The 14,889-nt window shown below is 69.9% G+C and carries 13 protein-coding genes; 4 read left to right on the top strand and 9 right to left on the bottom strand.

Going from position 1 to position 14,889, the window contains the following annotated elements; translation table 11 throughout:
- Positions 1 to 30: 30 nt before the first annotated feature.
- Positions 31 to 684 (top strand): methyltransferase domain-containing protein, encoded by a 654-nt coding sequence (locus tag DSM26151_RS07225; protein WP_234661722.1) that lies wholly within the window; start codon positions 31 to 33, stop codon positions 682 to 684.
- A gap of 53 nt (positions 685 to 737) precedes the next feature.
- Here the strand turns inward: DSM26151_RS07225 and DSM26151_RS07220 are convergent, their stop codons facing one another.
- The 5 genes from DSM26151_RS07220 to DSM26151_RS07200 all read right to left on the bottom strand — a co-directional run bounded on the left by DSM26151_RS07220 (position 738) and on the right by DSM26151_RS07200 (position 5,901).
- The gene (locus tag DSM26151_RS07220) at positions 738 to 1,160 is read right to left on the bottom strand and encodes a cytochrome c oxidase subunit 4 (protein WP_234661721.1); all 423 of its coding nucleotides are present in this window, start codon (positions 1,158 to 1,160) and stop codon (positions 738 to 740) included.
- On the bottom strand, positions 1,161 to 2,897 hold the full coding sequence (ctaD, locus tag DSM26151_RS07215; protein WP_234661720.1) for an aa3-type cytochrome oxidase subunit I: 1,737 nt from the start codon (positions 2,895 to 2,897) through the stop codon (positions 1,161 to 1,163).
- The gene (ctaC, locus tag DSM26151_RS07210; protein ID WP_234661719.1) at positions 2,894 to 3,796 is read right to left on the bottom strand and encodes an aa3-type cytochrome oxidase subunit II; all 903 of its coding nucleotides are present in this window, start codon (positions 3,794 to 3,796) and stop codon (positions 2,894 to 2,896) included. The genes ctaD and ctaC overlap by 4 nt, the downstream gene beginning before the upstream one ends.
- Before the next feature lie 197 nt (positions 3,797 to 3,993).
- Positions 3,994 to 4,344, bottom strand: coding sequence for an iron-sulfur cluster insertion protein ErpA (erpA, locus tag DSM26151_RS07205; RefSeq protein ID WP_234661718.1), 351 nt, complete (start codon positions 4,342 to 4,344; stop codon positions 3,994 to 3,996).
- A gap of 87 nt (positions 4,345 to 4,431) precedes the next feature.
- The gene (locus DSM26151_RS07200; RefSeq protein WP_234661717.1) at positions 4,432 to 5,901 is read right to left on the bottom strand and encodes a dipeptidase; all 1,470 of its coding nucleotides are present in this window, start codon (positions 5,899 to 5,901) and stop codon (positions 4,432 to 4,434) included.
- 40 nt (positions 5,902 to 5,941) lie between these two features.
- Between DSM26151_RS07200 and DSM26151_RS07195 the strand changes: the two genes are divergently transcribed.
- Positions 5,942 to 6,526 carry a DUF3043 domain-containing protein gene (locus DSM26151_RS07195; RefSeq protein ID WP_234661716.1) on the top strand — a complete coding sequence of 195 codons (585 nt, stop codon included), beginning with the start codon at positions 5,942 to 5,944 and terminating at the stop codon, positions 6,524 to 6,526.
- 64 nt (positions 6,527 to 6,590) lie between these two features.
- Here DSM26151_RS07195 and DSM26151_RS07190 read toward each other — a convergent pair whose 3' ends face one another.
- On the bottom strand, positions 6,591 to 7,736 hold the full coding sequence (locus tag DSM26151_RS07190) for an alkaline phosphatase family protein (protein ID WP_234661715.1): 1,146 nt from the start codon (positions 7,734 to 7,736) through the stop codon (positions 6,591 to 6,593).
- A gap of 77 nt (positions 7,737 to 7,813) precedes the next feature.
- Between DSM26151_RS07190 and DSM26151_RS07185 the strand changes: the two genes are divergently transcribed.
- Positions 7,814 to 10,282 (top strand): DNA gyrase/topoisomerase IV subunit A, encoded by a 2,469-nt coding sequence (locus tag DSM26151_RS07185; RefSeq protein WP_234661714.1) that lies wholly within the window; start codon positions 7,814 to 7,816, stop codon positions 10,280 to 10,282.
- Between the two features lie 55 nt (positions 10,283 to 10,337).
- Here the strand turns inward: DSM26151_RS07185 and DSM26151_RS07180 are convergent, their stop codons facing one another.
- On the bottom strand, positions 10,338 to 12,413 hold the full coding sequence (locus DSM26151_RS07180; RefSeq protein WP_234661713.1) for a DNA gyrase/topoisomerase IV subunit B: 2,076 nt from the start codon (positions 12,411 to 12,413) through the stop codon (positions 10,338 to 10,340).
- A 145-nt stretch (positions 12,414 to 12,558) separates the two neighbouring features.
- On the opposite strand from DSM26151_RS07180, the gene DSM26151_RS07175 reads away from it, so the two are divergent.
- On the top strand, positions 12,559 to 12,789 hold the full coding sequence (locus DSM26151_RS07175; RefSeq protein ID WP_234661712.1) for a DUF7455 domain-containing protein: 231 nt from the start codon (positions 12,559 to 12,561) through the stop codon (positions 12,787 to 12,789).
- 108 nt (positions 12,790 to 12,897) lie between these two features.
- Here DSM26151_RS07175 and DSM26151_RS07170 read toward each other — a convergent pair whose 3' ends face one another.
- Positions 12,898 to 13,641: a type 1 glutamine amidotransferase gene (locus DSM26151_RS07170; protein ID WP_234661711.1), complete on the bottom strand. Its 744-nt coding sequence runs from the start codon at positions 13,639 to 13,641 to the stop codon at positions 12,898 to 12,900.
- Positions 13,638 to 14,888, bottom strand: coding sequence for a Mur ligase family protein (locus DSM26151_RS07165; protein ID WP_234661710.1), 1,251 nt, complete (start codon positions 14,886 to 14,888; stop codon positions 13,638 to 13,640). The genes DSM26151_RS07170 and DSM26151_RS07165 overlap by 4 nt, the downstream gene beginning before the upstream one ends.
- Between the last annotated feature and the right edge of the window lies 1 nt (position 14,889).

The raw sequence follows: 14,889 nt of genomic DNA, 5'->3' as shown, positions 1-14,889 counted from the left end.
CGACGTGGGGGCGCGCGCATACTTGAGTTCATGGACGACTGCTGCCCGCGCGGTCAGACGCGCTACGAGCAGGTGTTCGGCGACCGGTTCGCACGCGCTCTCGCCAAGCGGTATCGGCGCCGCGGCCTCACCTCGCCTGAGCGCCGAATCGTCGACGCCGTCGTCGAAGCGGGCATCGATGGGGCGACCGTGCTCGAGATCGGCGGCGGGATCGGCGAGCTCCAGTTGGAGCTGCTCCGCCGTGGCGGCACGAGCACGACCAACCTGGAACTCTCCGGCGCGTACGAAGCGGTCGCCCGCGACCTGGCCGCCGCCGAGGGACTCGCGGAGCGAACGCGACGCATCGTCGGCGTGGATCTGGCCTCGGACGGCTCCGAAGTCGACGAGGCCGATCACGTGATCCTGCACCGGGTCGTGTGCTGCTACCCGAACGCAGAGTCGCTGCTCCGCGCCTCCGCCGCGCACGCGCGGCGCTCGCTCGTCTTCAGCCATCCACCGAACAGTTGGCCGGCACGAGCGTCGACGGCGACGGTCAACCTGATGATGCGCCTCCGGCGGCAGGAGTACCGCGGGTTCATCCACGCTCCGGATCGGATGTACGACGTGCTCCGTCGGTCGGGCCTCGAGATGCGCTCGGTCGAGCGAGCCGGACCCTGGCGCGTGGTCGCGGCCGTCAGGGGGTGAAGACGGCGGTGCCCCGGCGCATCGCGCCGGGGCACCGTACCGATCGTCGGAGATCAGCGGGCGAAGTTGCCTCGGTAGTACTCGTACACCCAGCCGACGAGGCTGATGAGCGCGGGCCCCAGCGCGAGGAACGAGATCCAGAACCCGACGGCGAGGCCGAGGAACACGAGCGCGGCGGAACCGGCGAGCATGATCGGCCACCAGCTCCACGGGCTGAAGAACCCGAGCTCTGCATCACCGTCGTCGATGTTGGCGTCGAGGCGGTCCTCCGGGAGCTCGCCGCCCTGCTCCTTGTGGACGCGGCCGAGGTAGAAGGCGATGAACGCGCTCAGCACGCCGCTGAGCGAGATGGCCACCAGGCCCACCCACTCGACCCCGGGCTCGTTCTGGTCGATCGCCGTCCAGAAGATGTAGACCGCTGCCGAGAGGGCAAAGAAGCCGGTCAGAACCCAGAACAGGATGACATTCGCGCGCATCTACTTGACTTCCTTGGTCTCGGCGTCGATGACGGGTGCGTTGGGGGCGTCCTTCACCGGGCCGATGCCGACCGGGATGCCGGCCTCCGGGTGGTTCAGGTCGAACGCGGGCCGCTCGGAGCGGATGCGCGGGATCGACGTGAAGTTGTGTCGCGGCGGCGGGCAGCTGGTCGCCCACTCGAGCGATCCTCCGTACCCCCACGGGTCGTTCACGGTGACCTTCGGCGCGCGGCGCGCCGTGATGTACACGTTCAGGAAGAACGGGATCAGCGACACGGCGAGGATGAAGGCGCCGATGGTCGAGAGCTGGTTCATCCAGGTGATGTTGTCCTCGGGCAGGTACGAGTAGTACCGGCGCGGCATGACCACGACACCGAGCCAGTGCTGCACCAGGAAGGTCGTGTGGAAGCCGATGAACAGCAGCCAGAAGTGCCACTTGCCGAGGGTCTCGTTGAGCAGCTTGCCCGTCCACTTCGGCCACCAGAAGTAGAAGCCGGCGAACATCGCGAAGACGACCGTGCCGAAGACCACGTAGTGGAAGTGGGCCACGACGAAGTACGTGTCGGAGACGTGGAAGTCGAGGGGCGGCGACGCGAGGATCACGCCGGTCAGACCACCGAAGACGAACGTGATGAGGAAGCCGAGCGACCAGATCAGCGGCGTCTCGAACGTGATCGACCCTCGCCACATCGTGCCGACCCAGTTGAAGATCTTCACTCCGGTCGGGACCGCGATGAGCATCGTCATGAGCGCGAACCATGGCAGGAGGACCGACCCGGTGACGTACATGTGGTGGGCCCAGACGGTCACCGACAGGGCTGCGATCGCGATCGTCGCGTAGACGAGCGTCTTGTACCCGAAGATCGGCTTCCGGCTGAACACGGGGAAGATCTCGGAGACGATGCCGAAGAACGGCAGCGCGATGATGTAGACCTCCGGATGGCCGAAGAACCAGAACAGGTGCTGCCACAGGATGACGCCACCGTTCTCCGGGTCGTAGATATGCGCACCGAAGACGCGGTCTGCAGCAGCGGCGAGGATCGCGGCGGCCAGGACCGGGAAGGCCATCAGGACGAGGATCGAGGTGACGAGCGTGTTCCAGGTGAAGATGGGCATCCGGAACATGGTCATGCCGGGCGCGCGCATCGTGACGATCGTGGTGATGAAGTTCACCGCACCGAGGATCGTGCCGAAACCGGACAGGCCGAGGCCCAGCATCCAGAGGTTGCCGCCGACGCCCGGCGAGAACGTGGTCGAGGCGAGTGGCTGATAGGCGAACCACCCGAACGAAGCCGCACCCTGGGGGGTGAAGAATCCGGCCACCGCCATGAGCGAGCCGAAGTTGAAGGCCCAGTAGGCGAACGCGTTCAGGCGCGGGAAGGCGACGTCGGGGGCGCCGATCTGCAGGGGCATGAGCACGTTGGCGAAGCCGGCGAACAGCGGCGTCGCGAACATGAGCAGCATGATCGTGCCGTGCATCGTGAACAGCTGGTTGTACTGCTCACGCGTCTGGATGATCTCCAGGCCGGGCTCGAAGAGCTGTGCGCGGATGATGAGGGCCATCACGCCGCCGATGCAGAAGTAGATGAACGAGGTGATCAGGTAGAGGTACCCGATGACCTTGTGGTCGGTGGACGTGAGCCACTTGACGAGGACGTTGCCCTTGCGTTCGACCTTCGCGGCGCCGAACGGCTGCGAGGACCCCGCGGGGCGAGCCGGTGCGGTGGTGGTGGTCATTCGCCTTCGTGCTCCTCTTTCAGTTCGGGCGCGCCCGTTCCGGGCAGGTTCTGGTTCCGGTCGTACTCGGTCGAGAGCTGCCCCTCGTTGCCCGCGACGCGGAGCGAGTCGATGTAGTCGTCGTACTCGCCCTGCGAGACGACCTCGACGTTGAAGAGCATGAGCGAGTGGTACTCGCCGCAGAGCTCGGCGCACTTGCCCACGTAGGTGCCTTCGCGCTCGGGGACGAAGGACATGTAGTTCGTCTTGCCGGGGAACATGTCCTTCTTGTAGAGGAAGTCGACGACCCAGAAGGAGTGGATGACGTCACGCGACTCGAGCGCGACCTCGACGTTGGCGCCGACGGGCAGCACCAGCGTGGGCAGTTCGTCCTGCTTGACGGAGCCCGCAGGGCCCTCCTCGTCGAGCTGGGCCTGGATGCCCGCCGTGTAGACGTCTTCATTCACGTAGTTGAAGTCCCACGCCCACTGCTTGGCGATCGCCTCGATCTTCACGTCGATGTCGTCCTCGGCGAAGCGCGCCTCGATCGCCTGCTGGTCGCGTGCGGTGAAGGCGAAGAAGCCCAGCACGAGGATCAGCGGGATGACGGTGTAGAACACCTCGATCGGCATGTTGTAGCGCAGCTGCACCGGAAGGCCGGTCTGGCCCTTGCGACGCCGGTACGCGATGACGGCCCAGATGGTCAGGCCCCAGGTCACGATGCCGACGACCAGCAGCACGATCCAGGACGTGACCCACAGCCCCGAGATCCGCTCGGTGTGGTTCGTCGCGGGCGGCTCGCCCTCGATGAAGCCGGGAAGGAATCCGTTCAGCTGAGCCTGCGTGCATCCGGCGAGGACGAGACTGAGCGTCGCTGCGATCGGAACAGCAGCCCATCGGAGACGGCGATTGTGACGCACCGGTGACCTTTCGGGAGATTCGAAGACGCTTCTCAGCGAAGCGCATTGATCGCACCTAGCCTACTCCGACTCGGCACCCGTCTCGTGCACCCTGCGGGTGCGTTTGACCGAATCCGCCCGCGATCCGGCCTCCGACGGCCGAAAACGCGAAGAGGGAGACCGCCTCGGCGGTCTCCCTCTTCGCGTGGAACGGCGGATCAGTGGAACGAATCACCGCACGCGCAGCTGCCCTGGGCGTTGGGGTTGTCGATCGTGAAGCCCTGCTTCTGGATGGAGTCCTCGAAGTCGATGGTCGACCCGTCGAGGTAGGGCACGCTCATCTTGTCGACGACGACCTCGACGCCCTCGAAGTCGACGACGGCATCGCCGTCGAGCAGTCGCTCGTCGAAGTACAGCTGGTAGATCAGGCCCGAGCACCCGCCGGGCTGCACCGCCACGCGCAGGCGCAGGTCGTCGCGACCCTCCTGCGAGAGGAGGTTGCGGACCTTGTCGGCCGCCGGATCGCTCAGCTTCACGCCGTGGGTGGCGTCGGTGATCGTGTCGCTCATCTCACTCCTCGAAGGTCGGTCAGCCCGATGATACCCGCCTCGCATGGGGATTCGCCCGGAAGCGGCATCCGTTCGCCACGCGTCGAGTCACGCACCGCTGCCGCCCTGCGGCGCGCGCGTGCGCGCCTGGAGGCGGGCGAGCAACGCCGCCTCGGCGAGGATCGCCCGGCGGAACACGCCGAGGTGCAGGGACTCGTTCGGGCTGTGCGCCCGCGAGTCGGGGTCCTCCACGCCCGTGACGAGGATCTGGGCCGAGGGGAACTCCTCGACGAGCTCCGCGATGAACGGGATCGACCCGCCCACCCCGATGTCGACGGGTTCACTGCCCCACGCATCGGCCATGGCGCGCTTGGCGTCCGCCACCGCCCAACCGCTCGTGTCGACGAGGAACGGCTGGCCCGTGTCGATGTCGTCGAGCTCGATCCTGGCGCCGAACGGCGCGTGGGCGAGCAGGTGGGCCCGGAGTGCCTGGAGCGCGGCCGCGGCATCCTGCCCGGGCGCGACCCGCGCGCTCACGCGCACCGAGACCCGCGGGATCAGCGTGTTCGATGCGTTCGCGACGCTGGGCGCGTCGATGCCGGTGACGGTGATGGAGGGCTGCGCCCAGATCCGCGAGAGGATGCTCCCGCGCCCGATGGGCGACACCCCGTCGATCAGCCCGGCCTCAGAACGCAGCTGCTCCTCGTCGTACGGGGGCGTGTCGAGGTCGGTCGAGGTGAGCCCGTCGACCGCGACGGCCCCGTCCTCGTCGTGGAGGGTCGCGAGCAGGCGGATGGCGGCGAGCATCGCGTCGGGCACCGCTCCCCCGAACATGCCCGAGTGCGAGGCGTGCTCGAGGGTGGAGACGGTCAGGCGGAAGGTCACGTTCCCGCGCAGCGCGACCGTGAGCGCCGGCGTGTGCACGTCCCAGTTGTTCGAGTCCGCGACGACGATCGCGTCGGCCTCGAGCAGGTCGCGCTGCTCGCGCAGGAAGTTCGCGAACGAGCGCGAGCCGAACTCCTCCTCGCCCTCGATGAAGAGCGCGATGCCGAGATCGAGGTCGTCGCCCAGCACGTCGACGAGTGCGCGGACGGCGGCGACGTGGGCCATGACCCCGGCCTTGTCGTCGGCCGCGCCGCGGCCGTACAGGCGGTCGCCGCGCAGGGTCGGCTCGAACGGGGCCGAATCCCAGTCGGCGTCGTCGCCGGGCGGCTGGACGTCGTGGTGTGCGTAGAGCAGAACCGTCGGGCGGCCGTTGCGGGACTCGCGCCGGGCGACCACCGCCGGCTGGCCGAGCTCTCCGTCCGATCCGATCGATGCCCGACGGATGTCGACGACGTCGAAGACGCCGAGGCCCCGCACGAGCTCCGCGACCGCCTCCGCGCTGCGGGCGACGTGCTCGGGGTCGAATGCGGCCCAGGAGACCGACGGGATCCGGACGAGGTCGGTGAGGTCGGCGACGGTCTCCGGGAATCCGGCTTCGACGGCCGCACGCAGTCGTTCGACGGTGTCGTGCTGGTCGACCGAGGGGTCGGAGGCGTACGGGACGGTAGACGGGTCGGGGCGGGTCTCGCTCATGCGGGTAATCTTAAGAGAACCGATCGACGAGGACTTCCCCGTGGCCAAGCACCCCAGCACCGACTCCCCCAGCCCTGCCCCCGAGGCCGACGACGTCGCCGCGACGCCGAAGGTCGGCAAGGGCGCACCGACGCCGACCCGCGCCGAGCGCGAAGCCGCGAACCGGCGCCCGCTCGTGCCGAACGACCGCAAGGAGGCCGCGAAGCAGGCCCGCGCGAAGGCGGCCGAGGCTCGTGAGCGCGCACGCATCGGCATGGCCGCCGGCGAGGAACGCTACCTCCCGATGCGCGACCGCGGCCCGCAGAAGAAGTACGTGCGCGACTACGTCGACGCGCGCTTCAGCGTCGGCGAGATCCTCATCCCCGTGATGTTCGCCGTGATCGTGCTCACCTTCGTTCCGAGCTACGAGGTCCAGACGATCGGCATCTTCACGCTCTGGGGCTTCTTCCTCATCGCGGTGATCGACGTGATCATCCTCGGCATCACCCTGCGGCGCAAGCTCGCCGCCAAGTTCGGCGCGTCGAAGGTCGAGAAGGTCCGCTGGTACGCCGCGATGCGCGCGCTGCAGCTGCGGCCCCTCCGGCTTCCGAAGCCCCAGGTCAAGCGGGGCCGCTACCCCTCCTGACGCGCGCGCAACCGCAGCGGATGCCACGGCCGGGCGCCGTGGCATCCGTCGTCTCCGCGGTCGGTCAGTCGCGCGCGAATGCGCCGAACCGGACCAGCGGGATCCGCGTCTCCTCGTCGGTGAGGGAACCGTGCTGCCCGACCATGCGCTCTGCGCTCCGGTCAGGTTCGCGCCGGTCGTAGTAGGCGACCCCGGAGCGCGCGGCGACGAGGATGTCGGGGATGCGGTCGATCACGCGCGGCTCGACCTCGCCGTAGAAGCCGGCCGCGATCGCCTCGTGGCGTGGGATCACCCAGGCGCGCTCGCCCTCCGCGGTGCGCCAGCGCTCGAGCACGTCGGCGCGCGCGCGGTCGTCCAGGGCGTCCTCGAGTACGAGCCCCAGGCACCTGGGCTCACCCGCCACATGGCGTACGCCGTCGAGGAGCCCCGGGCCAGCGTCGATGAAGACATGGCGATGGGCGGGAACGTCGATCACCCCGTGATCGGCGGTCACGAGCACTCCGGTGCCGCGCGGCATCCGTCTCTCGAACGACTGGAGCTCGCCGTCGAACGCTTCGAGTTCGGCCAGCCAGCGGTCCGACTCCCAGCCGTGCGCGTGCGCGACCTGATCCAGTTCGGCGAGGTAGAGGTAGATCAGGGCGGGGCCGTCCTCGAGCACGCGCAGTGCTGCATCGAACCGGTCGGCGATCCGCGCGCCGGGCACGTACTCGGCACCGCGCAGGACCGCGCGGGTGAACCCGGAGTCGCGGTAGCGGGGGCCGCCGATCGCCACCGCACGGATGGCGTGCGCCCCCGCTCGCTCGAACACGGTCGGGTGCGGCTGCCAGGCTTCGGGGACCATCCGGTCGTCCCACCCGCTCAGCTGGTTCACGACCCGGTCGTGCGCCCGGTCGGGCACGCGGTACCCGACCAGGCCGTGCGCGCCCGGCATCAGCCCGGTCGCGAAGCTCGCGATCGCGGCCGCGGTCGTCGACGGGAGGACCGTGCGGATCACGTCGCGTCTGGCCAGCCGGCTCGCGAGGAACCTCGCGTGCCCGGCCCGCGAGCGCAGGTTGTGCACGCCGAGGCCGTCGGCCAGCACGACGACGGCCGACGTCGCGGCCGGGAGGTCGAACGGGCCATGGCCGCCCGTCATCGATGCGAGGGCGCTCGGCAGGACCCCGGTGAGCCGTGAGGCGCCGTCGGCGGGCACCGGTAGCATTGCTGGCATCGCGCCCCAGTCTGTCACAGGCGGCGCGTCGCCCACTTCCCCGCTCGCGCGCCGCGCGCCCACCGCAGAGACGACGAATGACCCCAGCGAAGAACGAGCCCGCCGCAGCACCGGTCGCCGAACGCATCGACGACATCGACGTCTCGGAGGAGATGCAGGGCTCGTTCCTCGAGTACGCCTACTCGGTCATCTACTCGCGCGCGCTCCCGGACGCGCGCGACGGCCTGAAGCCGGTCCAGCGCCGGATCCTCTACATGATGAGCGAGATGGGCCTGCGCCCCGAACGCAGCCATGTCAAGTCGGCCCGCGTGGTCGGCGAGGTCATGGGCAAGCTCCACCCGCACGGCGACTCGGCGATCTACGACGCGCTCGTGCGCCTCGCCCAGGCGTTCACGCTGCGCGTGCCGCTCGTCGACGGCCACGGCAACTTCGGCTCGCTCGACGACGGCCCCGCCGCGTCGCGGTACACCGAGGCCCGGATGGCGCCGCCGGCCGTCGCGATGACCGCCGACCTCGACGAGGACGTCGTCGACTTCATCCCCAACTACGACAATTCCCACCTGCAGCCCGAGGTGCTGCCCGCGGCGTTCCCGAGCCTGCTCGTCAACGGCGCGAGCGGCATCGCCGTCGGCATGGCCACCAACATGGCGCCGCACAACCTCGTCGAGGTCGTCGCGGCCGCCCGGCACCTCATCCTCACGCCCGAGGCCACGCTCGACGACCTCATGGAGTTCGTCCCCGGCCCGGACTTCCCCTCGGGTGGCACGATCGTCGGCCTCTCGGGCGTGCGCGACGCGTACGCGACCGGGCGGGGGTCCTTCAAGACGCGCGCGAAGGTCTCGGTCGAACAACTCACGCCCCGCAAGTCAGGACTCGTGGTGACCGAGCTGCCCTACCTCGTCGGACCCGAGAAGGTGATCGAGAAGATCAAGGACGGCGTCGCGGCGAAGAAGATCACCGGCATCTCGGATGTCGCCGACCTCACCGACCGCAAGCGCGGGCTGCGCCTGGTGATCGGCGTGAAGACCGGGTTCAACCCGCAGGCCGTGCTCGAGCAGCTCTACCGCCTGACTCCGCTCGAGGACTCCTTCAACATCAACAACGTCGCCCTCGTCGACGGCCAGCCGCAGACCCTCGGGCTGCGGGAGCTGCTCGAGGTCTACCTCGCGCACCGCATCCGGGTCGTCACACGCCGATCCGAGTTCCGGCTCGCGCGCAAGCGCGAACGACTCCACCTCGTCGAGGGCCTGCTCGTCGCGATCCTCGACATCGACGAGGTCATCCAGGTCATCCGCTCGAGCGACGACGCCGAGGCCGCCCGCAGCCGCCTCGAGGAGGTCTTCGACCTCAGCCGCCTCCAGGCCGAGTACATCCTCGAACTGCGGCTGCGCCGTCTCACGAAGTTCTCCCGCATCGAGCTCGAGGCCGAGCGCGACCAGCTCCTCGCCGACATCGCCGCACTCGAGGAGCTGCTCGGCAGCGATGCACGCATCCGCATGCAGGTGGCCGACGAACTCGATGCCGCGGCGGAGGCGTTCGGGACGCCGCGCCGGACCATGCTCACCGAGGCGCGCGTGCAGCCCAAGACCCGGAAGGCGATCGATCCCGCCACGCTCGAGCACGCGGACGTGCCGTGCCGGGTCATCCTCGGCGCGACCGGGCGCATCGCCCGTGTCGACGCACCCGACGGCGAGTCGACCGTCGCGCTCACCCCGCCCTCGCGGCGCACCAAGCACGACGCCGTGCGATCCGAGGTGACGACCACGAGCCGCAGCGAGATCGGCGCCGTCACCTCCGCGGGCCGGCTCATCCGCTTCTCCCCGCTCGACCTGCCGGCGTTGCCCCCGAACTCGGTCCAGCTCGGCGCAGGCGTCCGCATCGCCGACTACCTCGGGCTGACCGACCGATCGGAGCAGGTGCTCGCGGTCGTCTCGCTGGACTCCCAGCAGCCGATCGTCGTCGGCACCGAGCAGGGCGTCGTCAAGCGCGTGGCGCCCGGCGCCTACCCGAACCGGCCCGACTTCGAGATCGTCGCCCTCAAGTCCGGCGACCGCGTCGTCGGGGCGGCGCAGGGAGGCGACGACGACGAGCTGGTGTTCGTCACGAGCGATGCGCAGCTGCTGCACTTCCCGGCCTCGGCAGTTCGTCCGCAGGGCTTCGCGGCGGGTGGCATGGCCGGCATCAAGCTCGCGCCCGGCGCCCGCGTGATCTCCTTCACCGTGCTGCCGCCTGCGGACCTCGACGCCGCCGTGGTGGTGACCGTTGCCGCGACCGACGACACGCTCCTCGGCGCCGACCCCGGCGCAGCGAAGGTCAGCGACTTCAGCGAGTTCCCCGGCAAGGGCCGCGCGACCGGCGGCGTGCGCGCGCACCGGTTCCTCAAGGGCCAGGACGGACTCTCGAGCGCGTGGGTCGGCCCCGGTCCGGCGCACGCGACGGGCGCCGACGGATCGGTCCGAGCGCTCCCCGAGGGCGGCGCGAAGCGCGACGGCTCCGGTGTTCAGCTCGAGGCGGTCGTGCACGCGATCGGGCGAAGCATCCGCTGACGGACGCATCGCGGCGCGCGGAGGAATCCGCGTCCGCGAAGACGCCGTGACGCGGTCAGGCGTCGATGCGGTCGCGCGTCAGGGCGGCGGCGCTGTCGACGATGAACTCCTTGCGCGGGGCGACCTCGTTGCCCATGAGCAGCTCGAACACCCGGCCGGCCTGCTCGGCGTCGGCCACGCCGACGCGGCGCAGCGTGCGGTGCGCCGGATCCATCGTGGTCGTCGCGAGCTGGTCGGCGTCCATCTCGCCGAGGCCCTTGTACCGTTGCGGTTCGCCGAACTTCCGGCCCTTGCGCGCGAGGTCGGCACGCACCGCCGCGTACTCCTTCTCGGAGTACGTGTAGATGATCTCGTTCGGCTTCGAACCCGGATTCTGCACGACGATGCGGTGCAGCGGCGGGACCGCGGCGAACACCCGGCCCGCTTCGATCATCGGCCGCATGTAGCGGAAGAACAGCGTCAGGAGAAGCGTGCGGATGTGTGCGCCGTCGACGTCGGCATCGCTCATGATGATGACCTTGCCGTATCGTGCGGCGGCCAGGTCGAACGTGCGTCCCGAGCCGGCGCCGATCACCTGGATGATCGACGCGCACTCGGCGTTGCCGAGCATGTCGGCGATGCTGGCCTTCTGCACGTTCAGGATCTTGCCGCGGATCGGCAGCAGCGCCTGGTGCTCGCTGTCGCGAGCGAGCTTGGCGGTGCCGAGCGCCGAGTCGCCCTCGACGATGAACAGTTCGCTCGTCGCGACATCCGTCGAGCGGCAGTCGACGAGCTTCGCCGGAAGCGAGGAGGTCTCGAGCGCGTTCTTCCGGCGCTGGGTCTCCTTGTGGGTGCGGGCCGAGATGCGCGCCTTCATCTCGGAGACGATCTTCTCCAGCAGCATCGCGGTCTGCGCCTTGTCGTCGCGCTTGGTCGATGCGAATCGCTCCCCCAGCGCCTTCTGCACGACCGACGCGACGATCGAGCGCACCGCTGGGGTGCCGAGCACCTCCTTCGTCTGACCCTCGAACTGCGGTTCGGGCACCCGGACCGTGAGCACGACCGTGAGCCCGGCGAGCATGTCGTCCTTGTCGAGCTTGTCGTTGCCGACCTTGAGCCGCCGAGCGTTCTGCTCGACCTGCTGGCGGATGAACTTCACCAGCCCCTGCTCGAACCCGGTCTGGTGGGTTCCGCCCTTCGGCGTGGCGATGATGTTGACGAAGCTGCGCATGACCGTGTCGTACCCGGTGCCCCAGCGCAGGGCGATGTCGACGTGGCAGTGCCGTTCGACATCGGTCGGCACCATCGCGCCGTGATCGCTCAGCACGGGGACGGTCTCGGTGAAGCGGCCGTCGCCGGTCAGTCGCCAGATGTCGGTGACCGGTCCGTCGACGGCGAGGTGCTCGACGAACTCGGAGATGCCGCCGTCGAACTGGAAGCGGTGCGTCTCGGGCTCGTCGCCGCGCTGGTCGAACACGGTGATCGCGAGCCCGGGGACCAGGAACGCGGTCTGCCGCGCTCGGTTCAGGAGCTCGTCGAGCTGGAACCCCGCCCCGCGCGTGAAGATCTGCGGGTCGGCCCAGTAGCGCACGCGCGTGCCGGTCACGGCCTTCGCGACACGCCCGACCTTGCGCAGCTCGCTGGATTGCTCGAACGGGCGGAACGGCGCGGTGGGCGATGGCGCCCCCGTGTCGTCGAACACCCCGGGCTCCCCGCGGTGGAAGGACATCGCCCAGGTCGCGCCGCCGCGGTCGACCTCGACGTCGAGGCGCTCGGACAGCGCGTTGACGACCGATGCGCCGACGCCGTGGAGGCCGCCCGAGGACGAGTACGACCCCGAGCCGAACTTGCCGCCGGCGTGCAGCTTCGTGAACACGACCTCGACGCCCGTCAGCCCGGTCTTCGGTTCGACGTCGACCGGGATTCCGCGGGCGTGGTCGGTCACCTCGACGCTGCCGTCGGCGTGCAGCCGCACCTCGATCTCGGTGCCGTGCCCGGCGAGGGCCTCGTCGACGGCATTGTCGATGATCTCCCACAGGCAGTGCATGAGGCCGCGCGAGTCGGTCGAGCCGATGTACATGCCCGGACGCTTGCGAACCGCCTCGAGACCCTCGAGGACGGAGAGATGGCGGGCGGAATAGTCGGAGCTCACGTCGCACAAGCCTACTGAGGACCACCCCCGTACCCGGCTCAGGCGCTTCGCGTACAGCGAAACCGGGCGCCTCACGGAAGGTTCGCAGCCGTGCGCGTGTTTTCATTGAGTGAAGGAACGGCTCGTGATCTACGGAGGAGGCGCCATGACCCAGTACACCGACACCGCCGCCGGCACTGTCGAGGACGCCGAGACCGCGCACGAGCTCACCGCGCTCGACCGCTGCGATGCGTGCGGCGCGCAGGCCTACATCCGCGTGGTCGTCGCGAGCGGCGAGCTCCTCTTCTGCGCCCACCACGGCCGCAAGCACCAGGAGAAGCTCTCGCAGATCGCGCACAGCTGGCACGACGAGTCCAGCCGGCTCCTGAACGACTGATCGAGACCCGAGACCGCGAACGCCCCCCGGAGGATTCCGGGGGCGTTCCGCGTTCCGGCGGGGCCCGGCGGACAGGCGGGTCGGCGGCGCTGTTCGAGTATGCGCCGGTCAGGCGTGGGCGGATGCCGCGACGCCCGCAGCACGCAACTGCGCGGAACGCGCGGCCTCGGCGTACTCGTCGACGCGCGCCGTGCGCTCCCCCGGGCGGTAGTCCAGTCCGGCGCGCTCGCACATCCTGGCGAGCATGAGGTCGGCGAGCCTCGGATTCTTCGCGAGCACCGGGCCGTGCAGGTGCGTGCCGAGGACGTCGCCCATGCGCACGCCCTCCTGGCCCGACCCGCGGCCGTTGCCGGTGCCGGCCTGCACTCGGCCGATCGGGGATGCCTCGGCTCCGACGTAGTCGCGCGCGTGGTTCTCGAACCCGATGAGCGTGCCGAGCCCTCCCGACGCCTTCACCACGAGGTCGCCCGCGATGCGCGCCGCGGCGGGAACCGCACGGCCGGCGACGATGCCGAGCCCCTCGACGGTGCTCCCGTCGGGCAGTTCGATGCCCCAGCTCAGCAGTTCCCACCCGGTGCCGACCGCGAGGATGGGCACCCCCTCGGTGCCCCAACGGCGCAGGTGGTCGTGCAGCCCGAGCAGCGCCTGCCTGCTGCGGTCGAGGGAGGCGTCGCTGCCCGAGCCGAGCACGACCGCGTCGACGCGTTCGGGCAGGTCCTCCACGCGCTCCACGGCGGCGACCACCGCATCCAGGCCGGCCCAGCGGGCGCGTGCCGCGAGCACGGCCGCGTTCTCCGCGTCGCCGTTGGTGTTCTGCAGCGAGGGCAGCAGCGAGACGATCGTAAGGCTCATTCCGCTCCCGTGAGTCCGAGGTGCGCCCGCGTGCGCCGCATCGAGTCGGCGGAGAAGACGATGGTCTTCACGCCGGCCGCCGGGGCGGGCGCTGCGAGGAAGTCGTCGAGTGCACGGCCGAGGTCGTGCTCGACCCGGTCGATCACGACTCCGTCGTACGCGAGCATGAGGGCGGCCTCATCGGCCTTGGACCCGCTCACGATCGAGACGCGGCCGAGCGACGAGGCGTCGACCGGCCAGAAGTACGACGGGTCGCGCACGTCCGAACCGATCGCGAACAGGATCTGCTCGGTCCCGGCGGGGATGCTGTCGACGTTGAGCTGGTAGCTGGCCGGGTTCTGCACGAGCACGAAATCGACCTCGTGGCCACGGACCTCGACCCGCTCGCCGCGCCCGAAGACCGCGGGGATCGCGCTGAGCGCCCGCGCCGCGGTCGCGGCGTCGAACCGCTCGCCGAGCACGGCCTGCGCGGTCGCGTAGGCGGCTGCGGCGTCGACCGCATAGTGCGTCCCGCGTGCGGGGAGCCCGATCTCGACCCGATCGTCGCCGTCGGCGAGCACTGCCGAAGCGCCGTCGACGGATGCCACGACGACACCGTCACCGGCGCCGAGACGCTCGGGTGCGGTCTCGGTGTGCCCGAGTCCCCGCGGCGAGGCCGCGAGCACGTCGGCCGAGACCCCGAACCGGCGGACCGCGACGTCGACGTCGTCCGCGATCCGGCCGAGGTAGCCGTCGTCCGCGTTCACCACGACGGCACCGTGGGCGCGTGCCGCGATCCGCGCGAGCATGCCGGCGACCATCTCGGAGTCGTGGAATCGGTCGATCTGGTCGACCATCACGTTCGTGAGCGTGACGACGCGCGCATCGACGTCCGCCATCACGACGGCACCGTGGCCCTCGTCCATCTCGAGGACGGCGACGTCCCCGGGAACCCGACCGCGCCAGTCCGCCTGTTCGAGCAGCGCCGAGGTGAGTCCCTGGCTGATGTTCGCCGTCGAGGGGTTCGTGAACACCCGACTCCCGTGCGCGCGCAGCACGGCCACGAGCATCTTCGTCGTCGTCGACTTTCCGCTCGAACCCGAGACGACGACGAGCCCCTCCGGGAATCCGGAGAGGGTCGTGCGCAGGTAGCCGGGAGCGATGGTGTTGACGACGAGGCCGGGCACCGCCGAACCGCCGCCCGGCTTGCGCAGCCGGGCGGCGAATCTGGTCATGCGGCCGACGAGGATCGCCGGCGCGTACTTCACG

This window comes from Agromyces marinus (assembly GCF_021442325.1).
In the GTDB taxonomy this organism is placed as follows: Bacteria; Actinomycetota; Actinomycetes; order Actinomycetales; family Microbacteriaceae; genus Agromyces; species Agromyces marinus.
The sequence above is the reverse complement of the archived record's forward strand: the minus strand, read 5'-3'. Positions and strand labels throughout refer to the sequence as shown.